The sequence below is a fragment of the Clostridium sp. JNZ J1-5 genome (assembly GCF_053901425.1).
The window spans coordinates 3,051,483-3,077,642 of sequence record NZ_CM132773.1; the positions used below are offsets into that span (position 1 = coordinate 3,051,483).

General features: G+C 31.1%; 23 protein-coding genes and 1 riboswitch. Of the genes, 19 read left to right on the forward strand and 4 right to left on the reverse strand.

Features of this window, described 5'->3' with window-relative positions:
- The first annotated feature begins 12 nt into the window (after positions 1-12).
- From ACWW38_RS14685 to ACWW38_RS14710, 6 genes are all read left to right on the forward strand, one after another.
- The gene (locus ACWW38_RS14685; protein WP_456258274.1) at positions 13-702 is read left to right on the forward strand and encodes a response regulator transcription factor; all 690 of its coding nucleotides are present in this window, start codon (positions 13-15) and stop codon (positions 700-702) included.
- On the forward strand, positions 699-2,126 hold the full coding sequence (locus ACWW38_RS14690) for a sensor histidine kinase (protein ID WP_456258275.1): 1,428 nt from the start codon (positions 699-701) through the stop codon (positions 2,124-2,126). Before ACWW38_RS14685 ends, ACWW38_RS14690 begins: the two co-directional genes overlap by 4 nt.
- A gap of 154 nt (positions 2,127-2,280) precedes the next feature.
- Complete coding sequence (locus ACWW38_RS14695) at positions 2,281-3,099, forward strand: EFR1 family ferrodoxin (protein ID WP_456258276.1); 819 nt, start codon at positions 2,281-2,283, stop codon at positions 3,097-3,099.
- A 287-nt stretch (positions 3,100-3,386) separates the two neighbouring features.
- Positions 3,387-3,887, forward strand: a complete 501-nt coding sequence (locus ACWW38_RS14700; protein ID WP_456258277.1) for a hypothetical protein — start codon at positions 3,387-3,389, stop codon at positions 3,885-3,887.
- On the forward strand, positions 3,887-4,285 hold the full coding sequence (locus ACWW38_RS14705; RefSeq protein ID WP_456258278.1) for a LiaF transmembrane domain-containing protein: 399 nt from the start codon (positions 3,887-3,889) through the stop codon (positions 4,283-4,285). The genes ACWW38_RS14700 and ACWW38_RS14705 overlap by 1 nt, the downstream gene beginning before the upstream one ends.
- 138 nt (positions 4,286-4,423) lie before the next feature.
- Entirely contained in the window at positions 4,424-7,390 is a 2,967-nt protein-coding gene (locus tag ACWW38_RS14710) for a DUF5050 domain-containing protein (RefSeq protein ID WP_456258279.1), read from the forward strand.
- A gap of 78 nt (positions 7,391-7,468) precedes the next feature.
- Here ACWW38_RS14710 and ACWW38_RS14715 read toward each other — a convergent pair whose 3' ends face one another.
- Positions 7,469-8,245, reverse strand: coding sequence for an exonuclease domain-containing protein (locus ACWW38_RS14715; RefSeq protein WP_456258280.1), 777 nt, complete (start codon positions 8,243-8,245; stop codon positions 7,469-7,471).
- 301 nt (positions 8,246-8,546) lie between these two features.
- Here ACWW38_RS14715 and ACWW38_RS14720 point away from each other — a divergent pair, with 301 nt between their 5' ends.
- From ACWW38_RS14720 to ACWW38_RS14745, 6 genes are all read left to right on the forward strand, one after another.
- Entirely contained in the window at positions 8,547-9,188 is a 642-nt protein-coding gene (locus ACWW38_RS14720) for a LysE family translocator (protein ID WP_456258281.1), read from the forward strand.
- Between the two features lie 233 nt (positions 9,189-9,421).
- The gene (locus tag ACWW38_RS14725) at positions 9,422-10,528 is read left to right on the forward strand and encodes a DEAD/DEAH box helicase (RefSeq protein ID WP_456258282.1); all 1,107 of its coding nucleotides are present in this window, start codon (positions 9,422-9,424) and stop codon (positions 10,526-10,528) included.
- A gap of 362 nt (positions 10,529-10,890) precedes the next feature.
- Complete coding sequence (locus ACWW38_RS14730; RefSeq protein ID WP_456258283.1) at positions 10,891-12,081, forward strand: SDR family oxidoreductase; 1,191 nt, start codon at positions 10,891-10,893, stop codon at positions 12,079-12,081.
- 63 nt (positions 12,082-12,144) lie between these two features.
- A complete protein-coding gene (locus ACWW38_RS14735) occupies positions 12,145-12,651 on the forward strand; it encodes a hypothetical protein (protein ID WP_456258284.1) in 507 nt (168 codons plus the stop codon).
- A 64-nt stretch (positions 12,652-12,715) separates the two neighbouring features.
- Positions 12,716-13,363 (forward strand): HAD family hydrolase, encoded by a 648-nt coding sequence (locus ACWW38_RS14740; RefSeq protein ID WP_456258285.1) that lies wholly within the window; start codon positions 12,716-12,718, stop codon positions 13,361-13,363.
- Between the two features lie 54 nt (positions 13,364-13,417).
- Positions 13,418-14,425: an NADH:flavin oxidoreductase gene (locus tag ACWW38_RS14745; RefSeq protein ID WP_456258286.1), complete on the forward strand. Its 1,008-nt coding sequence runs from the start codon at positions 13,418-13,420 to the stop codon at positions 14,423-14,425.
- Between the two features lie 39 nt (positions 14,426-14,464).
- Here ACWW38_RS14745 and ACWW38_RS14750 read toward each other — a convergent pair whose 3' ends face one another.
- Entirely contained in the window at positions 14,465-15,514 is a 1,050-nt protein-coding gene (locus ACWW38_RS14750) for a DNA polymerase IV (RefSeq protein ID WP_456258287.1), read from the reverse strand.
- Between the two features lie 350 nt (positions 15,515-15,864).
- Here ACWW38_RS14750 and ACWW38_RS14755 point away from each other — a divergent pair, with 350 nt between their 5' ends.
- From ACWW38_RS14755 to ACWW38_RS14770, 4 genes are all read left to right on the forward strand, one after another.
- Positions 15,865-17,529 carry a ribonuclease J gene (locus tag ACWW38_RS14755; protein ID WP_456258288.1) on the forward strand — a complete coding sequence of 555 codons (1,665 nt, stop codon included), beginning with the start codon at positions 15,865-15,867 and terminating at the stop codon, positions 17,527-17,529.
- Between the two features lie 264 nt (positions 17,530-17,793).
- Positions 17,794-18,135, forward strand: a complete 342-nt coding sequence (locus ACWW38_RS14760; RefSeq protein WP_456258289.1) for a LapA family protein — start codon at positions 17,794-17,796, stop codon at positions 18,133-18,135.
- Positions 18,136-18,345: 210 nt separating this feature from the next.
- On the forward strand, positions 18,346-19,374 hold the full coding sequence (locus ACWW38_RS14765) for a 3-deoxy-7-phosphoheptulonate synthase (RefSeq protein WP_456258290.1): 1,029 nt from the start codon (positions 18,346-18,348) through the stop codon (positions 19,372-19,374).
- Positions 19,375-19,420: 46 nt separating this feature from the next.
- Positions 19,421-19,939: an ECF transporter S component gene (locus tag ACWW38_RS14770; protein WP_456258291.1), complete on the forward strand. Its 519-nt coding sequence runs from the start codon at positions 19,421-19,423 to the stop codon at positions 19,937-19,939.
- A 57-nt stretch (positions 19,940-19,996) separates the two neighbouring features.
- Here ACWW38_RS14770 and ACWW38_RS14775 read toward each other — a convergent pair whose 3' ends face one another.
- Together ACWW38_RS14775 and ACWW38_RS14780 are read right to left on the reverse strand one after the other, a co-directional pair.
- Positions 19,997-20,533, reverse strand: coding sequence for a phosphoribosyltransferase family protein (locus ACWW38_RS14775; RefSeq protein WP_456258292.1), 537 nt, complete (start codon positions 20,531-20,533; stop codon positions 19,997-19,999).
- Between the two features lie 20 nt (positions 20,534-20,553).
- Positions 20,554-21,615, reverse strand: coding sequence for a solute carrier family 23 protein (locus ACWW38_RS14780; protein ID WP_456258293.1), 1,062 nt, complete (start codon positions 21,613-21,615; stop codon positions 20,554-20,556).
- Positions 21,616-21,693: 78 nt separating this feature from the next.
- Positions 21,694-21,795: riboswitch (purine riboswitch) on the reverse strand.
- A 616-nt stretch (positions 21,796-22,411) separates the two neighbouring features.
- Here ACWW38_RS14780 and ACWW38_RS14785 point away from each other — a divergent pair.
- From ACWW38_RS14785 to ACWW38_RS14795, 3 genes are all read left to right on the forward strand, one after another.
- Positions 22,412-23,599 (forward strand): hypothetical protein, encoded by a 1,188-nt coding sequence (locus tag ACWW38_RS14785; RefSeq protein WP_456258294.1) that lies wholly within the window; start codon positions 22,412-22,414, stop codon positions 23,597-23,599.
- Between the two features lie 99 nt (positions 23,600-23,698).
- Entirely contained in the window at positions 23,699-24,937 is a 1,239-nt protein-coding gene (locus ACWW38_RS14790; RefSeq protein ID WP_456258295.1) for an allantoate amidohydrolase, read from the forward strand.
- A 1-nt stretch (position 24,938) separates the two neighbouring features.
- Complete coding sequence (locus ACWW38_RS14795; protein WP_456258296.1) at positions 24,939-26,096, forward strand: M20 family metallopeptidase; 1,158 nt, start codon at positions 24,939-24,941, stop codon at positions 26,094-26,096.
- Positions 26,097-26,160 lie beyond the last annotated feature (64 nt).

The window sequence follows — 26,160 nt, forward strand, 5'->3', positions numbered from 1 at the left end:
GGGAGTAAATATATGTATGAAAAAATATTAGTAGTTGATGATGAAGAAGATATTGTATCTTTTATTAAGGATTTTTTAGAAGATCAGGGATATGAAGTATTAACAGCCTTTAATGGAGATGAAGCTATAGAAAAAGTAAAATCTAAACCAGATTTAATATTACTTGATATAATGATGCCTAAAAGGGATGGCTACGAAGTTTGCAAGAACATAAGAGATATAGTTACATCTCCTATTATATTTTTAAGTGCTAAACAAGAAGAAATGGATAAAGTTAAAGGACTTATTCTAGGGGCAGATGATTATATAGTAAAACCTTTTGGCATAAGAGAATTGAAGGCTAGAATTGATGCACATCTAAGAAGAGAGAGACGCTCTATAAACACTGCTAACAGATCAAGATTATATTTTGGAGAGCTGAGTATAGACATTAATGGTCGTGAGGCTTATTTTAAAGATAAACTCATATCTTTTACTAGACGGGAGTTTGATATAGTAGAGCTTCTATCAATGCATCCAGGCCAAGTTTTTTCAAAAGAACATATATATGAAAATGTATGGGGATATGATGCTGAGGGGGATTCCTCTGCTGTTGCAGAACATATTAAAAATATTCGAGCTAAATTGTCATCCATATCAGGAGAAAAGGAGTATATCTTAACTATATGGGGCGTTGGATATAAGTGGGAGAGATTTAAATGATAAAGAACCTTTCTTTAAAAAAGCAATTTATTTGGAACTTTATTTTTGTAATATTATCTAGTCTAATCCTTTCAATTTTAACTTATGGAGTATTTCTAATTTTGATTGATAATAACGTAATTATAAGAAGCGATTATTATGAAAAAAAGATTCCAGGTATTGTAGATTATATTAATAAAAAAGGTGAAGAGCTATTAAATGTAGGTGAAAAATATGAATTGGAGAAGAATATCCCTCTTCATGGAATTGAATATGCAGTACTAGATAATAAAAATCAAATTTTATATGGAACCATAAAAAGCATAAGCAATAAAGATATAGAAACTATATCTCACAAAGAAGATAGAAGAATTAATAGATTAAATGAAGTTAGATTATATGTACCAATAGTAAAGAAAAGCTCACAAAGTGGATTAGTAATATTAAAATATGTTCTAAAACCTACAGCAGCTAATCCTAAGTTCAACTTTTTAGTACCTTCTGAATTATTGATTTTTCTTTCTCCTTTTATATATATTACTATTTTTACATGGATATTTTCAAAAAAATTTAGTAATAGCATAAACATGCCTATAAAAGAATTAATTAATGCTTCAAAGAAGATACAGGAAAGGCAATTAGATTTTAGTATAACCTATAATGCTCCTAATGAGCTGGGAGAACTTTCTCAATCCTTTGAAAGTATGAGGAGAGAATTAAATCTTTCCTTAAATCGTCAGTGGGAAATTGAACAGGACAGAAGAGAAATGGTATCTGCTATAGCTCATGATTTGAGAACACCTTTAACAATTATAAAAGGACATACAGAAGTACTTCAGAATGGGAATTTAAATAATAAAGATAGAGTAGAAAGATATTTAGGCATCATAGAAGAAAATACTAATAGAGCAATAAAACTTATAGAAGATATAAATACCTTATCTAAGATTGAGAGGATAGATTTTCAGTTATCAAGTAATTCAATAGATATAATTAATTTTATCTATAGAAAAAGTGAAGGTTATAGAGTGTTGTGTGATGAAAAATCAATAAAATTTAATGTGCTTATTGAAGATAAAAGAAATTTTAATAACCTAATGGAAATTGATGATTATAGGATTTCTCAAGTATTAGATAACATTATATTAAATAGTTTTAGGTTTACAGAAGAAGGAGGCAGCATAAGTTTAAAGGCAGTAATAGAGCAACAGGAAATTAGCTTTACTATTAAGGATAGTGGGCCAGGCTTTTCACAAGGTGATTTAAAAAATATATTCAAGAAATTCTATCAAGGAGATCCTACACGTTCTAAGGAAAAGGGACATTCTGGACTTGGGTTATATATAGTTAAAAATATTATAGAAAAACACAATGGCTATATCCAAGCTGAAAACAATATGGAAGGTGGGGCATGCATAAATTTTAACATAAAGTGTCTCAAGTAAGGGACAGTTTGCTATTATATAGTGCAGGAGAAAACATGTGAGGTGCCTGAAATTATTATATTGATTATAGCTAAGGGCAATACTGTTGTTTTATTATATAAATAGTTTTATACTTAGTAAAAGGAAATTAAGTCCACTTGCAGGAGGTATTATAATGGATAAGAAAATTAATGCAATGTATTTTAGTGCCACGGATACAACTAAAAAAATAGTATCTGGAATAGCAAAGAAAATTGCTGAGAATATTGGCAATGAAACAGCTATAAATAATATTGATTTTACATTGCCAGAAGTTAGAAAAGAACCTGTGTCTTTTACAGAAAAAGATATTGTTATTATGGGAGTTCCGGTTTATGCAGGAAGAGTTCCTAATGTATTACTAAAATATTTAAATTCTATTATTGGTAACGGTGCATTGGCAGTTTCTATAGTTGTCCATGGAAATAGAAACTATGATGATGCTTTAATAGAATTAAAAGATATTCTTGAATTAGATGGTTTTAAAGTTATTGCAGGAGGGGCATTTATAGGTGAACATTCCTTCTCTAAAATTCTTGCTAAAAATAGACCTGATGAAAAAGATATGGCTATAGTAAATGATTTTGCCAATAAAATATATACTAAAATAGCATCAGAAAGCCAAGTGGAAAGTGTAGTTGTAAATGGACACAAGCCATATAGAAAATATTATAAGCCTATAAATAAAGAAGGCATCCCAGTTGATATCAGAAAGGTTACCCCAAAAACAAATAGCAATTGTAATGATTGCAAAATTTGCGTAAAGATTTGTCCTATGGGATCAATTGATAATGAGGATGTATCAAAGCTAAATGGTATTTGTATCAAATGTGGTGCTTGTATAAAAAAATGTCCGTCTAATGCAAAGTACTATGATGATGAAGATTATTTAAGACATAAGCATGAATTAGAAGTTGATTTTGCTTCTAGAAGAGAACCAGAATTATTTATATAAAGAGGATTCTTTGCTTCAGATGGAGTTTTTTTCTCCAACTGAAGGTTATTAACAGAATTCTTAGGAGTTTTACTCCTTAGAAGTCGTTATCCTTTAGGGGAAGCCCTTATCTAGGGACGTAGCAGCCGTTATCTCCCACTTTAGAAGTGGGAGTATTACGGATGGTAGTCATCAGATAAACAGTTTATTAAAATTTTAAGAAAATGTTAATAAATTAACTCCATTTTTATTAAGAATTCCATATTATCATATAGTCAATGAGAGATAATATAAAGGAGATGGAGTTTTTGAATAATAAAAAGTTTTGGGCATTATTTTTTTCAATTATACCTGGTGCAGGACATATGTATTTAGGACTTTCGAAAAAAGGACTACAGATTATGACCTTATTCTTCCTTTCAATAGGTTTGGCAGATTTATTGAATGCTGGTATGGTTGCAGCTGCAATACCTATAATATGGTGTTATAGTATTTTTGATGTGAGAAAGTGCTATCAACTTAATGCACAACCTAAGGAAAATGATGAAATTAAGATACCATGGACAGGTAAGGAAATAAAAATATTAGGATATATTTTGATTGTTATGGGAACTGTCAGTATAGTTAATGAAATAATATTCCCTATGTTAGATATAGTTTTTGATTGGAGAACAATTAATTATATAAAAGTTGGCATAGTTTCAGCAGTGTCTATATTAATTGGAGTGAAATTAATTTTAGGTAATAAGGTGATAACTGATCCTAACAGATTGCTAAAGTCCCCTTATAAAAAGGGGGAGTCTAATTAATGCGACAATGGAGAGTAGGTTCTATAAGTTTAGGTTTAATATTAATCCTTATAGGAATAACCTTTATACTTGGAAATATATATAATTATTCTATTGTAGGAAACATTATAAAATGGTGGCCTGTAATATTAATAATATTTGGGGTTGAAATCTTGGCCTCAGGTTATTCCTCTGAAAAAAATCTAGGAAAGGTGAAATTTGATGGAGTTAGTGTATTTTTAACTCTAATAATATTTGTAATTACAGGGTGCTTATTTATTGCAAGTAATGTTTTTAAGTTTACTAAGGACGGAATGAGAATTTCGGATGATATTAATAGTGGCTGTAAAATAGAATCTAAACTTACTCAAAAATATGATACTAATCCTAATTATAAAAATCCAGCAGTATATTTTTAACTGCTGGATTTTTTATGGTAAAGTAAAGAGCTTTTTAGAAAGTATACTAAAATTTTATAGTATGTGGCAAAAAATGTTGTTTTATGTATAATTTCTATGTAATATATTAATGTAAGCAAATAAAAGGAGATGAGACATATGATGAAAAAAGTAGTTAAATCATGCCTTGCTTTTATAATTTTATTTTTTGTAATAACTTCACTTAAACTCAATGCTTATGCTGAATCTATGAGTTCAGGACAAGGCGTAGACAGTTATAAAGTGTGGACTATTAAGTTTAATGATGATATTGAACTAGATAAGATTTCTCAAAGTTGCATTAAAGTACTTGATAGTAAGGGAATACCTCAAAACGTTCAACTAGAGCTATCAGAAGATAAAAAGTCCATAAAGGTAAGTCCAGATTCAAAGGGGTACAAGCCTGGAGAAAAATATACCTTGAAAATTACAAAAGGGTTAAAGAGCAAAAGAAACAAGGATTTAAAAAAAGAAGTTTCAGTAGATTTTTACATAGCGCAGGATGAAAATGATAATATAAAAGAAGATTCTATTAATAATCCACAAAATAGATCTTTAGTAGTACAAGATACACAGTGGATATACTACAGCAACCTTAATGATAATGGATACATATATAGAATGAAGAAGGATGGAACTTCAAAACAATTATTGTATAAGGGCAAAAGTGGAGCTTCTAATCTTAATATAGTTAATGATTATGTTTACTTTGTAGAGGATGACCCTGATGTTGAAGAAGATTCTGATAGAATCTGCAGGATTAAAAAAGATGGCACAGGTAAAGTAGAAGTACTATATAGTAATATATCAGTTGCCAATCATATGCAGGTAGATGGGGAAAATATATACTACTCAGATATGTTTGGACTATATAAGGGAGATGTAACAGGAGGAAAACTTACAAGATTCATTGATAAAATAGAAAACAATTCCGATGAAATTTTATTTTTAGCTAAAGATGACTGGATATATTTCTGGGGAACTAATTATACTACAGGAAAAAGAACAGGAATCTATAAAATAAAATCAGATGGAACTCAAAAACAATGTATTGTAAATAATTATTCCGCAGAAAAATTATATGTAGATAACGTAAATATAGACAAGGGGTATGTTTACTACTTAGATATTTCAGGAATGTTGTATAAAGCAGATTTAAATGGAGAAGGGCTGCAAAGAATAGCTTCTCTTGGAAAAGCATCAAATATAAATGTATTTAATGGATATATATATTATTCATGTGAAGGAAGTATATATAAAGTAAAGGTAGATGGTACAGGAAAAAGCTTGTTAGATGATAGAGCAAGTGGAGATTATACAAATATTAATATAGTAGGCGGCCAGTTATGGTACTATAATTCATATAGAGAATTAAGTAAAATTTCTTTAGAAAGTAGTACAAACGGAACAGATGATAATATACTAAAACCAGAAGTTCCTTTTTCTTTAGAAGAAGGCAAAGTTTTTTATGTTAAGGGAGTAAATAATCTATCCTCAAAAGTTATTAAATATGTTTCTTCAGATATAAACAATGACGGTAAAAAAGAGAACATAGTTCTTACAGGAAGTTACGAAAATTATAGTTATGTTAACTTGAAGATATTTATCCAAGATCCTATAAATGGACAAATACTAAGCTATGATTCATTAATAAATGCAACTTGTGAAGATAGAGGTAATGAAATATCACTGGGGGATTTCAATAAAGATAGTGTAGATGATATAAAAATAGATTTGCTTACTAATATGCAAAGAGGTATACATTCTACCTATATATATTCTTTAAGTGATAACAAGTTAAATAAAATATTTGATGAAAAAATGATTCCAAGTTTAGGAAAGGATTTTAAATACCAGCTTTTAAATAATAGTATTAAAGTTTCTGATGATAATAATGGATACTATTTATTAGATCTTAGCTCAGATGATAAAGACCATTATAATTATCTGAAAGACACAGGAATAAGTCCTAGTCTTACAGTATATTATGAAGGAAATGATTCAGATAAAGATGGAGTTCTAGAGTTACAGAGAACTATTTACTTAGTTGGAGTGTCTTATAGTGATTTCTTATGCAGTGTTAAAACTACTTATAAATTCAACTTAATTACAGGAAAATGGGAGTACAAAGACTTTGCAGTAGAGAGCGAATTCTTTCCTTGTGAAAGCTTTAAAGAAATCAAATCTGATGGACAAGATAATAATGAGGACAGCAACAACCAGTATAATGATAATGTAGATAATAATACTGAAATGGGAGATAAGTCGTCAATACAAGACTTAATAGAAGACAATAGATGTGTATATTATGTTGAAGATCATTGGCAAAGTGCTGGTGAAAATAGATATGATTTAAATGATTCTATTTTATATAAAGTTAGCAAGGACTTAGGGGAAAAGACAATAATTGCAAAATCACCAAAATCAAAAATTCAGGTTTCTGATGGATGGGTATATTATATAGCTCGTTACGGAGTTAATTTGCATAGAGTTAAAACAGATGGAACTTGCGATACCACTCTTAATGGAGCTATTGTAAAGAGTTTTTGTATTTTAGGAGATTGGATATATTATTGTGACAATATGGATGGCATCTATAAAATGAAAAAAGATGGTACAGATTTAGTTAGGTTAAACTATGACAGAGGAGAAGAAATAGTTGCATTTGGAGAATGGGTTTACTATATAAACAGCCAAGACTGGACTTTGTATAGAATGAAAACTGACGGAACTTCAAGATTAAATTTAGGTGAAATTGCCACACATTCATTAGGAGTAAATAAAGATGGCATATATTATTGTGTGAGACATAGAGTGGGGTCTTCTTTATATAAAATGAACCATGATGGAACAGGACAAGAATCTATTTCTGATGAAGTTATGAATAGATATGCTGTATATGATGGGGAAATTTATTATGTAAGCATGTACAGCAATAATATTTATAAGGTAAAAGTTAATGGAACTGGAGTAGAAAAAGTAAGTGACGAAAAGGCTACAGATATAGTGGGAATATCAGGAGACTATATTTACTATATAGCAGGAGAAGAAATGGGCAATCAATATGTCTATAAAATGAAGAAGTAGCTGATCATTAAAAAGTTTCAAGTGAAAATCCAGAAGGTATGAAAATTACCTTCTGGATTTTTTATATCTGTAAATTAATTAATTATTTAGGTTATCATAACTTTTAATTTGAAATTGGTTTGTCTTACCCATAATATAAGCTAGTTTAATTATCTTTATCTCTTCTTCTGTCATTTTTCGATTAAACATTTTTTCAAATTGTTTTATTAAGCTATGAGTATCAATATTTTTCTTTTCTTTGCTATATGTATTTAATCTGTTATGCCTGCTAGGATTATATATTTTAGGTTCCAATTTTTCGTTATAGATTTTTTTGAAGATTTCTGCTGTATAGTAGGCATCAGCAAAAGCGTTATGAAACTCGTTTTTAAAAGAGATGTTCAGTAATTTTACTGCATTACTCAGTCCTATACTAGTTCCTTTTGGACAATTAAGATATCTAGATGCATAACGTTGGAGATCAATATATTTTTTAGGAATAGAAGAAGTATCCAGTTGGTGATATTGTATATTCCTAAACAGCTCTTTTATATCTGCTTTACCCCATACACATAGCACGGTCTCGTCATTTCCTATGAAATCAATAAACTCTGCATATATTTCTTTGAAGGAATTAGCTGAGTTAAGATCATTAATTGTTATACCAGTAAGTTTTTCTACGAAAGGATTAAGCACGGTATATATTACAGGCTTCACCAATCTATCTATATTTCCAATTGATTGAAGTCTTTCATTCAGTTTAACTGCTCCAATTTGAATTATTTCAAAAGGACAATCCTTATTTACTATGCATTTATTTTCCTTTGATGAATTGTAGCTTTGGTTAAATTCTAAATCAAATATTATATAATTCATTTCATTATCCCCTAATTATAAGTACTATTATCTATTATGCCACGAATTCATATGAAAATCAGCCTAAAATATTTTACTAAATTGAAGCTTAGAAGTTTCTTTATGAGTAAAAATTAAATTAGGTAATTTTGTAAGAATAATGTAGAAATATGTGGTATAATATATGCGTTGGAAAGTTCAGTGAATTTTCAGTAATAAAGATTTTTAATATCTCATAAGTCTTAAAGTAGGAAGTGTAGCAATTATGCTAAAACCTAATTTATAAAACTAAAGGAGGTGTAATGTTATAAGTGCTGCATTTATGTTAAAAGGAATTGCAATTGGTATGTTTGTGGCAATACCAGTAGGGCCCCTAGGGCTCTTGGCTATACAAAAAACTATAAGTAAAGGCTGGAAAACAGGTTTTCTTTCAGGGGTTGGAGCAGCGGCATCAGATATGATTTATTCTACAATTGCAGTTTTGGGAGTAGGTTTTATCCATGAATTTTTAGAGAGACATAGAAATCGTATCAATGGTGCAGTTGGAATATTATTTTTAATTATTGGCAGTAATATTCTTATTAACTCTATAAAAAATAATAAAAACAAAAATGAAATAGCACCAGTAAAAGAAGAACCAAAAGAAAAATTAGAAGACGAAATGATGCCTTCATTTATTTCACATTTTCTAATGGGTTTATCAAACCCATTAACTTGTTTAGTATTCTTAGGAGTGTTTGCTAAAGTTGGTATAGATGTAAAGGTAGAAGAAATAACGAAAAACCTAATGTTCATTGTTTCAATTTTTCTAGGATCTTCTATATTATGGTTTTGTATTACTAACTCAATAAAAAACTCTAATACCTTCTGCAAAATAGAGAAGTTTTCCTTGGTAGATAAAATAATTGGAACAATAATTATTTTGTGTGGTGTTGCTAGTATATTAAAAGGAATAATTATTTAATAGACAGTCCAGTAGTTACCTTCGTAGCTACTGGGCTGTTGTGACATTGTAGGGGAATTTTTTTTATAGATTGTAACAAAATAGAGATAAAGAGACATAGCTATTGAAAGTTAATTTTGCTATTTTTTAGAGAGATATTTTTAAAGTTCCTTTTCATTGATAGATATGTTTGATATACTTAAATGATTTGTATAAAAATAAAAAATATGTTTTAAATAGAAAGGTAAATAATAATGATGAAATTTGAGGACTTTGGGCTTAGTGATGACATTTTAAGTGTTTTGAAAACTGAAAGAATTAGTGAACCAACTCCAATTCAAGAGCAAAGTATACCGTTAATAAAAAGTGGAAATGATGTTATAGCTGAAGCACAAACTGGTACTGGAAAAACACTGGCATTCCTGCTACCTATGTTTGAGAATATGTCTCCAGATATAAGCTCAATTCAAGGCTTAATAGTAACCCCTACAAGAGAACTTGCTATACAGATAACAGAAGAAGCTAAGAAGCTTAAGGGGGCTAAAAACTTAAATATCTTAGCTGCATACGGTGGCAAAGATATAGGGGGACAGTTAAAAAAATTAAAAGGAAATATTCATTTGGTCATTGCAACTCCTGGAAGACTTCTAGACCATTTAAAGAGAGGTACAATTAATCTTAATAAGTTAAAAACATTAGTACTTGATGAGGCTGATCAAATGCTTCTTATGGGATTTAAAAATGAAGTTGAGTCTATCATAAAACAAACATCCAAAGATAGGCAGACACTTTGTTTTTCAGCGACTATGAGCTCTCAAGTAAAAAAATTGGCATATAGATATATGAAGGATCCCAAATTAGTAATTATTGAAAAGGAAGAAGTAACTCTTAAAAACATAAAACAATTTGTAGTAGAAACAACGGATAGAACAAAACAGGATGATTTACGTAAGGTATTAGATAGTGATAATCCATTTATGGCTATTATCTTTTGTAGGACCAAAAGAAGGGTTGATGATCTTGAAATGGCTCTCCATCAAAAGGGATATAATTGCGAAAAGCTGCATTCAGATATACTTCAATCAAAACGAGAAAGAATAATGAAGGCCTTTAAAAATTGTGATATTCAATATCTCATAGCTACAGATGTGGCAGCTAGGGGATTAGATATAACTGGAGTTACTCATGTATATAACTACGATATTCCTGAAAATGCCGAAGCATATATCCATCGTATAGGAAGGACTGGCAGAGCAGGGGAAAGCGGATATGCATATTTATTTGTAGCACCAAAGGATAAAAATACTCTAGACCAAATAGAGAAGGAAATTCAATTTAAAATTCCTAGAAGAGATTTATAAAAAATTTTGATAGTCCATCAGTGATGTTTATAACTGATGGACTATTATTATATAAGAATACATATTACAAAAAGATGTAAGTTTGTATCATATGTTATGACATTTTTAAAATATATTCAAATAGCTTGATATGATAAAGCACCTAAAAAAGAAGTATCATTTTTAATATTTTAATGAGAATAAGCATAATATAAAAAATATTAGGCCATCAAATTCTTCAAATGGCAGTTCACTATGTAGTAGCAAGACACTGCTACTACTGTGGAAAAGTGAAAATTATTGAACAATTGTAGTATGTTTATAGCATGTTGCAAGGCAATAATTATTTTTTAAAAGTATGTAATTTAAAAGGGAGGGAAATAATGTTCATAGAAAAAGTTCCATCTTTAAAAGATATATTAAAGGATAAAGTGGTTCTTTTAACTGGTGCAGGAGGAGGAATAGGTTTAGAAACTGCAAAAGCATTAGTTTATATGGGGGCAAAAGTTATTATATCTGAAATAGATAAGCAAAAACTGTTATATTCAGAAAAGGTTCTAACTAATATATTCGGAAATAATTCTGTAGAGTTTTATGAAATTGACTTATCTGACAAAAACCAGATATATACTATGGTTTCTTATGTGAAAGAAAAATACGGTAGTATAGATGTTCTATTTAATAACGCAACAATGACTGCTATGGGTTCAGTAGAAGAAGTTTCTATTGATGTATGGGACAAGAGTTATGCTGTTAATTTCAGAGCACCTTTACTATTGACACAGTTATTTTTACCAATCATAAAACATAATAATTCGGGGACAATTGTTTTTGTATCATCATCCGGTGCAGTTCCTTTTATGGGGGCATATGAAGTATTCAAAACAACACAAGTTGAATTGTGCAACACTCTATATGGAGAGTTGGAAAGTACAAACATAAGAGTATACACTATTAGCCCAGGACTTGTTAAAACAGAAACAGCAATGAAAGGGATAGAAATAGTTTCATCTCGTATGGGAATAACAACTGAAGAATTTTATAGAATGAATGAAAGCCATATACTTGGAGTTGAAGAGGCTGGTACTGGATTTGCTATATCAATTTTAATGGCCGATAGGTATAACGGTCAAGAGATTGGTGCTATACAGGTTCTGTCAGACTCTGGGCTATTATCAACGTCAGATAGTAAAGAAAACTCTAATAATAAGGATTATCAAAAGATTATTCCAACTATCCTAAATACGGTAAAAGTTTATAAAGAACAATATTCTGGTTGGATGAAAAGAAATATTTTTGAACGTCAATGGGTACTACGTGATTTTAAGAAAACAGTAGGATATTCAGCTGAACAGTTTCTTGAAACCATGCAACACATTGAATATATAGTTGTTAACAAGAGGACTGAAGAAATAAGTTTATTTTCATCTGATTTTCAAAAATTAATGATTTATTATCAGAGGCAATATAAATTACTACAAGGATATGAAAAAAATCCCGAAAAACTAAAGGAATACTCTATAACCCTTCAGCATTATATTGAGGATTTAAAAATGATTTGTGATAATTTATAACTATGGATGTTGAGGATAATGAGTATACAGAGATGTACATTAGATATTAAAAGGAGATAAACTATGGTGAATAAAGAGTACTTACTAGACGCTAATATAATAATAAAGATATGGAAGCTATGTCCTCAATTATTTAAGGATATAGAAAAAACAGATGGGGTAGATTTTAAAATTTCAAGACATATAGCAGAGGAATTATCAATAAAAGAATTTGCCCAATATAATGGTATACCAGTGCTTACAGATAAATTTTTGGAGCTTTTAGACCATATAGTAGATGTGAATATTACTAATATTTCAGAGGATTATAATACTGACGAAAATATAAAATATGAATATAAGAGAAATATTTTCATTATAAATGATAATAAAATATCTAAGAATGATTTTAATCTTATATATGCTTGTGAGAAGAATAAAAAATATATTTTAGTCACTGAAGATAAAAGATTACTTGATAGTGCTAAGTTTATATTAGAACCTTCAAGAGTGTTAACTTTTGACGAGTTTATTAAAGATTTAAGTAAGTTTCAAATTGGAATTGAGGACTTATGCAAAAATAGTAAATAGGTTTTTACTTGTTTGTGGTAAAATATCTTTAATGAAACAAATGAGAAAGATGGGGGGAAGACTATTGAAAATAAAGACAGTTATTTTTGATTTAGATGGTACACTAATCGATTCAGGAAGGGATATTGTAAATTCAGTTAACAAAACCTTAGAAAATTTTAATATACCAACTCTTTCAGAAGAGGTAATACTAAGCTATGTAGGAGAAGGTGTTGAGCTTCTCATTGAACGAAGTATTAAAGAAGAAAACATGTATCGATTTGAAGATATATTAAAGTTTTATGTTAGTGCTTATAATGAAGAATGCATTAAATCTACTTCCTTATTTCCTGGAGTAGAAAAGGTTTTAAAGGAGTTAAAAGAAAATAACATAAAGGTAGCATTAGCTACTAACAAATCTGTTGAATTCATTGAAAAAATTTTAAGTAATATGGATATATTAAAGTATTTTCATGTAGTAATGGGGCCTGAAAATGTAACAAAAAGAAAGCCTGATCCTGAAATAGTACACAAAATACTTGAAGAAGTGGATGGGGAACATAATAGTACACTAATTGTAGGAGATAGTAAGTTTGACATGATTTGTGGTAAAAACGCTGGTATATACACTTGTGGAGTTACTTATGGAATAGGTTCTATAGAATCCTTAATAGATTCAGATGCAGATTTTTTAATTCATGGCATAGAAAAATTATTGCTATTAGTGCTATAAGAATAAATAGAAGGTTTAAGTTAAATTTTAAAGATTATAGAGGGAGGGATAAGAATGTATCATTTGATTAAACCACTGCAAGTAGGCAAATTAAATTTATCAAACCGCTTAATTATGCCCCCAATGGCAACTGCCAAATCTGAAGAAGATGGAAAAGTTAGCAAAGCTGTTCTAGATTATTACCATGAAAAATCTCAAGGTGGGTATATATCATTAATAATTATTGAACACAGCTTTATAAATCAGCAGGGGAAGGCTAGTAAAAATCAACTTTCAGTTGCTGATGACAGTCTGGTAGAAGAATTAAAAAAATTGTCAGACATTATCCATAGTAATGGCTCTAAAGCAGTTATGCAGATTAATCATGCTGGAAGTGCAGCAAGCACAGAAATTACTGGTGAAGTTGTAGTTGCTCCTTCAGCTGTGCAAAATTTACGTGTAGGTAATGGTATACCTAAGGAACTTACTAGAGAAGAAATTAATGATATTATTGATTCCTTTAAGCATGCTGCTTTACGTGTAAAGATGGCAGGCTTTGATGGAGTAGAAATCCATTCTGCTCATGGATACCTTCTGAATCAATTTTTTTCCCCTCTTACTAATAAAAGAAATGATGAATATGGTGGAGAGGTAAACAATCGTATAAGAATTCATCTTCAGATTATTAAAGCTGTACGTGAAGTTGTTGGAGAAGACTTCACAATTTTACTTCGACTAGGGGCTTCAGACTATATGGAGGGTGGAAGTACTATTGAGGATAGCATAATTGCAGCGAGAGAATTTGAAAAAGCAGGAGTTGATATTCTTGATATCAGTGGCGGCTTATGTGGATATAGCATACCTGGAGTTACTGATCAAGGATATTTTTCACCTCTTACTGAGGCTATTAAAAAGGTTGTGTCTATCCCAGTAATTCTTACAGGTGGAATTACTGAATCAGAGGCTGCAGAAGAATTACTATCTGAAGGGAAAGCAGATCTTATTGGTGTAGGCAGAGCTATATATAAAGATTCTAAATGGGCAGAAAAGGCTATAGAGAGCTTTACGGAGATTTCTAAATAATAATTAGATTCCATAAATTTCCGGGGCTGTCCCCGGAAATTATTTATCAAATAGACTTATCTGCTGAAGTTTATTTTCCTTTAAAGAAGAAACAGATATACCAATAAGTCTAATTTTTTCTTCTAACACAATACTGTCTAGTATATCGCAAGCTTCTCTATAAATATCTTCTTCTCTTAAGATGTAAAAGGGTAAAGTCTTGCTTCTTGTGTGGTTATCAAAATGTGATGTTTTTATCTTTAAAGTTAAGGTTTTGCCACTAGCACTCTTCTTTTCAAGTTCTTTAGAGATTGAAATAGAAAAGTTTTTTATATATCTTTTAAGATCATCCTTATCATTTGTATCTATTTTAAGAGTTGTTTCTCGTCCAATAGATTTTATCTGCCTAGAAATTTGTACATCTCTTTTATCCATGCCTCTTATCCTATCATATATTTCAATTCCGTATTTCCCGAAAAATTCAATTAGCATTTCTAATGAAATATTATAGAGTTCTTCTATAGTAAATACGCCTATGTCATTCAGCTTTTTTACGGATTTTTTTCCAAGACCATATACTTTATTTATAGGAAGAGGAAAGAGGATTTCAGGCATCATATTCTTAGTTATAATTTTTAATCCATTAGGCTTATTCCAATCAGAGGCCAATTTAGCTAGAAATTTATTATAAGAAATTCCCACAGAAAGTGTAAGACCTGTACCTTTTGCAACAGAATCCTTTATGTATATAGCTGCTTCAATGGGATCTTTTTTTGAATTTGTAATATCCATATAGGCTTCATCTATACTAAGAGGCTCTACATAGGGAGTTAATGTATTAAACACTTTAAATATTTCTCTGGATACTTCTTTATACCTTCCTATTCTAGTGGGCAAAAATATTCCATTAGGGCACTTTGATTTAGCCATATAAATAGGCATGGCACTTCTCACTCCATATTTTCTAGCTTCGTATGAACAAGTTGCAACTACTCCTCTTTCAGAGGTTCCTCCAACTATAATGGGCTTTCCTTTCAAACTGGGGTTATCCATAACTTCTACAGAAGCAAAAAAAGCATCCATATCTACATGCATTATAACTTTTTCCATTATTAATTCCTCCAAAATAGGTATATGAAAAAGTATATTTACAATGCCTATTATATCATATATTTGGCAAGAGTTTTCTTGAGTTTACTAGAATTAAATTTGATAATATAAGGCAAAATAACATAAAGAGGATTCTAAGCTTCAGGTGGAGCTCTTTTATCCAACTGAAGGTTATTAACAGAATTCTTAGGAGTTTTACTCCTTAGAAGTCGTTATCCTTTAGGTGAAGCCCTTATCTAGGGACGTAGCAGCCGTTATCTCCCACTTTAGAAGTGGGAGTATTACGGATGGTAGTCATCAGATAAATAGAATTATTAATACAATACATAAAGAATAAAGGGGTCGATTTAGTGAAAAACGTTGATAGTATGAAAGTTATTCCTTTAGGAGGACTTGGAGAGATTGGTAAGAATATTACAGCATTTGAGTATAAAGATGAAATCATTGTTATAGATTGCGGCATATCATTTCCTGATGAGGATATGTATGGAGTAGATTTAGTAATTCCAGATATAGCATATTTGCTTGAAAATGCTAATAAAGTGAAAGGAATTTTTCTAACTCATGGACATGAAGATCATATTGGATCATTACCTTATATTTTAAGTCAGCTAAATGTTCCTGTTTACGGTACGAGATTAACATTAGGGATAGTTAAAAATAAACTAGAGGAACATAATATGCTTTCAGACTGTAAACTTCATGGGGTAGAAGCTGGAGATATAGTAGAAGTAGAAAATTTAAAGATTGAATTCATAAGAAATACTCACAGTATAGCAGACTCTTGCTCTATTGCAATTCATACACCAGTTGGGGTAATATTGCATACTGGTGATTTTAAAGTGGATTATACGCCTATTGATGGGTTAGTTATGGATCTAGAGCGTATTTCAAACCTTGGAAAACAGGGAGTACTTCTCCTAATGGCAGATAGTACAAATGTAGAACGCCAAGGACATACTATTTCTGAAAAATCTATAGGAGAAACATTAACTAGGGTATTTTCTAATGCTGAGGGAAGAGTTATTGTAGCAACTTTTGCTTCTAACATCCATAGAATGCAGCAGATAATAAATTCTTCTATTAAATATGGCAGGAAGGTAGCTTTTAGTGGTAGAAGCATGGAGGGAATTTCTAAAGTTGCTATGGAACTTGGATACCTTCATATACCAGAAGGCCAAATTATAGATGTAGATGAAATGAAAAATTATCCTAATGAAAAGATAACTATAATAACTACAGGAAGCCAAGGAGAGCCTATGGCTGCTCTTGCTAGAATAGCCTTTTCAACCCATAGAAAAATCAGAATTGAACCGAAAGATTTGTTTATTATATCTGCATCACCAATTCCAGGAAATGAGAAACTTATATCAAAGGTTATTAATCAATTGTTTAAAGAGGGAGCGGATGTAATTTATGATGATTTGGAAGAAGTACATGTATCAGGACACGCTTACCAGGAAGAATTAAAGCTGATTCATACCTTAGTTCATCCAAAATTTTTTATGCCAGTTCATGGTGAGCATAAACATCTTAGGCATCATGCTGATCTAGCAAAGAAGCTGGGTATGAAGAGTGAAAATATCTTTACTCTAGATATGGGTCAGGTTTTAGAAGTATCACAAGATGAGGCTAAGATATGCGGCAAAGTAACTACTGGATCTGTGTTTGTTGATGGGCTTGGTGTAGGTGATGTTGGAAACATAGTCCTTAGAGACAGAAAACACTTAGCAGAAGACGGAATGCTTACTATAGTTGTTACTCTAGAAAGGGAATCCTATAGTATTATAGCAGGCCCAGATATAATCACTAGAGGGTTTATATATGCAAAAGAATCTGAGGCACTAATTGATGAAGTAAAGGGAATTGTTAAAAAGGAAATTAATAGATGCTTGGATAATAGAATTATCGAATGGCATGTTTTGAAATCAAGTATGAAGAAATCAGTAGAGAGATATCTATATGAAAAGACAAAACGCAGACCAATCATTCTTCCAATAATAATGGAAATTTAGACAGCGATAAGTAGCTAAAAATAGGATTTATGCTTATGTATAGATTTGCATAGATTTAATATAGACTAGCAATTATATTAAAAATAATAATCTTCAAAGTAGGCTGTAAGTAATATATAACTTACAGCTTGTTCAAGTTTAGTGAATAGTATATGGCATTAGTTGCTAAAATTGTTTAAAATGATGTATAATATTATAGAATTATATAGAATAAAATGGAGAATTAAGCTTACTTTATTTTATTAGGTAAAGAGGGGATAAGTTATGAGTATGGCATTTATCGCTTTTTTAGTATTTGCTATTTTAATTGCAGTTTTTACAATACAAAACTCAAATACTGTTATTGTTAGCTTTTTATTTGCAAAATTTAGTATTTCGCAAGCTTTGGTAATACTTGTTTCTATAATTTCTGGAGCAGTAATAGTGATGCTCCTAGGAAGTATAAAACAAGTAAAACTTAATAAAAAAGTAAAGGATTCTTTAAAGACTATATCAAAATTAGAACAAGAAAATCAGAAATTAAAATCAGATTTAGAAAAGCTAAACCAGAATAGTATTATAGAAAGTGCCATAGCGGATATTAAAGATAATGACATAAAAGACTAGAATAGGAAATAATGCAAGGTGCCTGGTGCCGGAGAAAATAGAGCTGCTCTGGTAATTTGGCACCTTATTTGTATTTAAAGAAAATTGTAAAAGAGAGTAAAAACGACTTTTCCCAATTTGACTATTGACTGGAAGAAGTCTAAAATATATAGTTATACATAAAATATAATGAATTCACTTATGAATTTATTCATTTTGGGGGGGCAAAAAATGAGTATAAAGTACATTAAAAAGATTCCAAGTCCAGAAGAAATTTTACAATCTATACCACTAAGTGATGGGGCCATGAAGATAAAAAAGAAAAGAGATGGTGAGATTGCTGATATTTTTAGGGGAGATAACAGCAAATTTATTTTGATAATAGGACCATGTTCTGCTGATAGTGAAGAACCTGTCTGCGAATATTTAGAAAGGCTAGCTAGAATTCAAGAAGAAGTTGAGGACAAGTTACTTCTTATTCCTAGAATATATACAAACAAACCAAGAACTACAGGGGAAGGGTATAAAGGTATGATGCTTCAGCCAGATCCTCATAAAAAGCCAGATGTTGTGGAGGGAATTAAGGCTATTAGGAGACTCCATATGAGAGCCGTAACTGACTATAATATGCCTGCTGCAGATGAAATGCTATATCCTGAAAATTATATTTATTTATCTGATCTTCTTTCCTATGTTGCAGTAGGAGCTCGTTCAGTAGAAAATCAGCAGCATAGATTAACTGTAAGTGGACTAGATGTTCCTGTTGGTATGAAAAATCCAACAAGCGGAGATATATCTGTAATGTTTAATTCTATAAAAGCGGCTCAGCTTAATCATACTTTTATATATAATGGTTATGAAGTTAACACAAGTGGAAATCCGCTAGCTCATGGAATATTAAGAGGTGCGGTGGATTCTCATGGTAGAAATATTCCTAATTATCATTATGAAGATTTAGTCAATGTGATTTCAGAGTACCAGGAACTTAATTTAGCAAATCCTTCTTTGATTATTGACTGTAACCATGCAAACTCATTGAAAAAGCATTATGAGCAGCCAAGAATAGCAAGAGAAGTCTTAATGAGTAGAAAATATAATAGTGATTTAAAGGATATGATAAAGGGATTAATGGTGGAGAGTTATCTTCTTGACGGTAAGCAGGATGCTTGCGATAGTGTGTATGGCAAATCAATAACAGATCCATGTATTGGATGGGAAGATACAAAAAAATTAATATATTTTTGTGCTGATAATTGTTAATTTTTACTGGGGGACTGTCCCCTGGTAAAGATAGGAGGTAAAGAAAATGAAAAGTAATACAAAAAAACTTGTAAGAAGTGCACTTTTTCTTGCTATAGCAGTGATATTTCAGATGGTTGGTAAGAATCAACCTTTTGTTGGACCAGTTGTAAATGCAATACTACTACTTACAGCTTTTTATTGTGGAACGATCTTAGCTGTATGTGTAGGAATTTTAACACCAGCTTTAGCTTTGGTAAGCGGAGTTTTGCCTGCTCCATTAGGGCCTTTTGTACCATTTATCGCCGCAGGAAATGCATTATTTGTAATTTGTTTTGGATTGTTTAAAAACTATGGAAGAATAGGAGGGTATATAAGTATAGCTGTAGGGGCTTTTGTAAAATATATATTTCTTTATTTTTCAGCTACTAAAATCGCCACAGCGCTTAAGTTAGGAATACCCCAAAAGGTAATGAAAAATCTAGCTATAATGATGGGAACACCGCAGCTTGTTAATGCTTTAATTGGTGGAGTAATAGCCATTGTGATTATTGAAATATTAAAAAAAAGAGTAAGCCTAGATTAGAAAATAAATTCGACAGATATATACCTGCCGAATTTATTTTTTTTATTTATTATATTTCTAAAAGAGAGGTAATTTTTCTAAAAATATTATATCATCTCTATTTGCAGCATCACCTTCTGCTAAAATTGCAGCTTTAGCAGTTATGATTCCGCCAGCTTTTTCTACTAATCTTTCAATAGCACTTAATGATTCGCCAGTACTTATTACATCATCAATTAGTGCTACTCTTTTACCCTTAATTTTCTCAACATCAATTCCATCAAGACATAGGGTTTGTTTTTTTTGAGAAGTTATAGAAACTACTTCATCACATAGTGCATTAACCATATAAGGTTTTACAGTTTTTCTTGCAACTATAAATTCTTTCATATTCAGTAACTTTGAAATTTCATATACTAAAGGAATTCCCTTTGCTTCTGCTGTAACCAATACATCTACCTCAGGCAACTTTTCAGCTAGAAATGGAGCAGTTGTGGATATAAGTTCAGTATCTCCAAGTATTACAAAACTAGCTATGGAAAGTTCTTCATTTAATTTTATTATTGGAAGATTACGTTTAATTCCACATATATTCAATTCATAATATTTATCCATATAAAAGCCTCCTAAAAATTTTATCCAATTATAGGTAATAGTATTTTTAATAATAATCCTGCAATCATTCCGAGAAAAGGATCTGTTATAGCAGTTACTGCCATAGTAACTCCACCGATAAGTGAACCGCTTGGTACTGTAGAACCAAGAGCAGCAGCGGCATCTACTGGTACTGTAACTAATGCACCTAATACAAATAAAAAGCCAGCTATTGATCCAGTTGGTATGTACTTTCCGATTTTAGGAAGAAATCCTGCAAATAAAATTGCGGCCATAATCAACATCATTATAATTCCGTTAGCTATAGGATGAGGACTGCCTCCTGTTGCAGAAATTATAGATTCTACAGGTGCTCCTCCAAAAAGAGAAGAACTCATATCAGCTAAAGAACTAATTATAGAAAGGTGATCTATATTAACATCACGTTGAGCAAGTTGTCCAGTAATATTACCAAATGCTATGTTAGCACCTATATTTAGACATACCATACTCATAGCTCCTCTTAAAATTTTCACACTTAATGTAGGTTTTTGCATCTGAATCTTTTCTCTAGTAATTACGGGAGATTCAACATTTTTGCTAACTATATTATAGATAATAGCTGATAATATTACTGATACTCCTATTGTGTAAACCAGGTCTTTGGTAAGTAAATATGTTATTATTCCAGAGGCTATAGATACAAAACCTATGATTTTATCTTTCTTAGCCATTTCTACGGAAACTTTAGCTAACATTATTCCAACACCAGCCATCATTCCAGCTGTAATAACAGGGCCAATAAAATCAACAATTTTGCTCATTAGTCCAAATACTCCAATTAGAGTCATTATGCAGCCACCATAAAATATCATTGATAGTCTTTCTCTAAGGTTGTCCCCCATAGTTCCGGCTAAAGTAATTGTTTCAGCTTGAAATGATATAGGTGCTACACTGCCTGTTATTGCATTACCAGCAGCTCCTATAAGAAATGCAAATGCAGTAGGAATTGATGCAAAACCAAAGGACAGGGCAAGTAGTCCTTGAGGCAATCCATTAAGAATTACACTTAAGATTGCTAAAATGTCTTTCCATAAACTCATAATTTTTTCTCCTTTCAATTATGTCTACTCTTAAAGATAGAAGGAGATATCATTAAAATATTATGATAAAAATCATTTTAATTTAACAAGATCTCCTATAGTGGAATAGTTTACGGCTATTCTGTAGAAACTTCTGAACCATATTATCAGAAATATATAAGAGCGAATATTGTGCTTTAAATGCAAAGTAATAATATCATATAATACGAAATATTTCAATAAAACATATTATAATATTCGTAAAAAAGCAGAATCGAATTAATTAAAGAAAATTAATATTTTAAGGAATAGATATGAATATTAATAGTTACATAAAAAAATTTTTAAAATTATAAAAAAATTTTTACAGAAAGTATACTTGCATAAGAAAATTGTTGTCTTATTTTGATTGTGAATTTAAATGTGTCATTGATGTAGCGTAAACTAGTAGAAATAGATAATTTATTATATAAATTGAAATGTAGAATAAGAATTTTTATACATTTTTAATATAAGATAAAATAGATATCAATGAAATTATTCAGTAGAAATCAAATTATACGCACATCATTCAATTGTCAGATTATTGTGCAAAATATTTATAATAATTTCATATTTAATTAAATCTATATCTGAAATATTAGAAATATAAGTTAAAAAAGGACATAAATCCTTCGAAAATATTGTGTTCGAATTTTTAAATTGTTTGACAATTGATAAAAATATTGATAATCTTATAAGAAAACTTTAGCATATTTATAAATGAATCAATATAAATATGCACGGGGCGCTATAAAATAATAAAGGGGGGCTTTTAATGAATTTAAGCTTAATTTCAGCGTTTTGCATCATTCTTTTGGTATTAACGGCGGGTGAATTTGTATCAATAAAATCCAAAGCCTTTGTACCGTCTGTATTTATTTCTGCAATCATTTTTTTAATAGGATTTTGGACTTTTTTACCTAAAAATTTAATGGAACTAGGATCTATAACATCTCCAGTTGTCAATCTGTCAATGTTTCTATTGTTAACTCACATGGGAACTTTGATGAGTGTTAGGGAACTGATTGGCCAGTGGAGAACAGTTTTAATAGCTATTTTAGGATTAGTAGGCATGTGTTTAATGACTTTAACTATTGGTAGACTGCTATTTGGATGGGAGACGGTTGTAGCTGGAACACCTCCTCTTACTGGCGGAGTTGTTGCATCTATACTTATGTCAAAAGCAGCAGCAGCAAAAGGATTAAAAAGCATAGCCTTACTTGCAACTGCTATGTATGTTATGCAAGGGTTTGTGGGTTATCCTATAACAGCATTATGTTTGAAAAAAGAAGCAAAAAGATTATCTCAAATATTTAGAAATAAAGAAAATGGGGTTGTGCAAGCATCTACAGAGGTTGCCGCTGCATCAGCACCTAAAGTAAAGAAAAAGCTTATACCACCATTGCCTGAACAATATCAGACTTCTTATGTAATATTATTAAAATTGTCAATTGTTGCTTGGGCAGCATATAAAGTTGCACCTTTTGTTCATGTAAATCAGTTTGTTATATGTCTTGTTTTCGGAGTTATAGCTTGCGAATTAGGGTTCCTTGAGGAAAAAGCTTTGGTTAAAGCTAATGCATTTGGATGGCTTATGACAGTATTAATGGCATTTATATTTGCAAATCTTTCACAGGCTACACCAGCTATGCTTGGAGAAATTGTGGTTCCACTTTTCGGAATAATAATATTAGGAGTTATAGGCCTTGCAGTATTCTCAATGGTGTCAGGAAAACTGTTAGGATATACTAAAGAAATGGCCTTCTCTGTAGCGTTAACTGCATTGTTTGGATTCCCAGCAGATTATATATTAACTCATGAAGCAGTAAAATCAGTGTGTGAGTCTGATGAAGAAAATGCATATGTTTTAGATAATATGCTGCCACAAATGCTTGTAGGAGGATTTACCACTGTAACTATTGCTTCTGTAATTATAGCAGGTTTCTTTGTTCCTCTATTATAGATATTCAATATAATTTAAAGTAAAAATGTTAGCTTCGGTGGGAATTTATATTCCAACTGAAGCTAAATTAAAATTGTTTAAAAATAGGAGTAAGATATGATGAAAACTAATATAAATAGAATTAGAAATGATATAGAAGAATTATCAAAATTTAATGAAGCAGTTGGCATGGGTCTTACTAGATTATCCTTTACTAAAGAGGACTTTGGAGCAAGAGAATATATAAAAAGTGAAATGAGAAAAGCTGGCCTTAGAGTCTACGAGGATGCGGCAGGTACAATAGTTGGGAGGCTAGATGGTGAAATAAAAGATGCACCAGTTGTAATGATAGGGTCACACTATGACTCCGTAAGAAATGGAGGCAATTTTGATGGTCCTGCAGGAGTCGTTACAGCTCTCGAAGTTGCTAGAGTAATTAATGAAAGTAATATAAGATTGAAATTTCCAGTTGAATTCGTTGCAATGATAGAAGAAGAAGGAGCAAGATTTGGTAAGGGGTTATTTGCTAGCAGAGCTATGACGGGAAAAGTAAGCAGAGATGAGTTGGACACATCAAAAGATATTAATGGAATTAATTTAGCAGCTGCTATGAAAAGTTTCGGATTTGATCCAGATAAAATTCATGAAGCTGTTAGGGAAAGTGAAAAAGTACGAGCATTTTTAGAACTTCATATAGAGCAAGGTCCTGTACTAGAAAATGAAGTAAAGGACATTGGAATCGTAGAATATGTAGTTGGAATATGTCAAATTGAAGTAACTGTAAAAGGAAGGCCAGATCATGCTGGTACCACTCCAATGAACATGAGAATCGATGCTTTGGATGCATCAGCTCAGTTAATAAGTAAAATAAGCAGTTTTGCTAATAGAGCAGGAGAAGGTACAGTGGCTACAGTTGGAATAATTAATATTTCACCAGGTTCTTCAAATATTGTTCCTGGGGAAGTGAAGTTTACTGTAGATATAAGATCAAAAGAACAAGAATCTATTAATTATGTTGTTGGTGAAATTAAAAAAGAGATAGAGCAAATTTCACATAAAAGTAAAATAAAATACAGCATAGAAGAAAAATTAAGTGTGCTACCTGTAAAACTAAATGAGAAAATCATAGAAGATTTTCAAAACATTTGCGATGAATTAGGATTATCAAAGAAGAATATGCTTAGTGGGGCTGGGCATGATGCTATGGTAATGGCATCAATTACAAATGTAGGACTTATATTTGTTAAGAGCAAAGATGGAAGAAGTCACTGTCCAGAGGAATGGACTGAATATGAGGATCTACAAAAAGGTATTGAGGTAATGTATCATGAAGTTTTAAATTTAGCGGGGGTGATTTAATATGGAAACAAGAGATTTAGCTAAGAAGTACAAACAATACGTAATTGATTTAAGAAGGGAATTTCATATGTATCCTGAACCAAGTCTTCAGGAAGTAAGAACTTCTAAAAGAATTAAAGAAGAATTAAAGAAAATGGGAATTCCGTATATTTCAGTTGCAAATACAGGGGTAGTAGCAACAATAGAAGGTAAAAAGAGTGGAAAGACTGTAGCTTTAAGAGGGGACATAGATGCACTTTCAGTTACAGAAGTTAATGATATAGAATTTAAATCGAAAAATGAAGGTTTTATGCATGCATGTGGACATGATTGCCATGCTTCTATGCTTTTAGGTGCAGCAAAAGTGCTAAATGAAATTAAGGACAATTTAAATGGTACTGTGAAATTATTTTTTCAACCAGGTGAAGAAGTTGCACAAGGTGCTAAAAACATGATAAAAGAAGGAGTACTTGAGGGAGTAGATGGAGTATTTGGAATACACGTATGGAGTGATTTAGAATGTGGTGAAGTATGTGTAGAAGAAGGACCTAGAATGGCCTCTGCAGATCTATTTACTATAACTGTAAAAGGAAAAGGTGGACATGGCTCTGCTCCTCATCAAGGAATAGATGCAGTTGTTGCTTCATCTGCAATAGTTATGAATTTACAATCAATCGTAAGTAGAGAATTAAGCCCACTTGAATCAGCAGTTGTTAGTGTAGGGGCACTTAAAGCAGGTTCAAGATTTAATGTAATTGCAAGTGAGGGAATATTAGAAGGAACTACAAGATGTTTTAATATGGAGATAAGAGAAAACTTCCCTAAAATGCTTGAAAGAATTGCTAAGGACACTGCAAGCAGCTATAGGGCAGAGGCAGAATTGCACTACGATTTTGCCACACCTGTAGTTATAAATGATACTGAATGTTCCAAGATAGCCACTGAGGCGGTAAAAAAATTAGGTGCTAAACCGGTACACCTTGAAAAGTTAATGGGTGGAGAAGATTTTGCAGAATTTATGAATATAGTACCTGGGGTAATTGCTCTTGTAGGAGTTGGAAATGAAGCAAAGGGTGCTTGTTATCCTCAACATCATCCAAATTTCACAGTTGACGAAGATGGATTAGAAATAGGAACAGCACTTTATGTTCAATATGCAATAGATTTTTTAGATAAATAGAGTAGGTGCTAAGAGTTTGGAAGTAATATCCAGGGATAGTTTTCTGGATTAAATTTCCAAATAC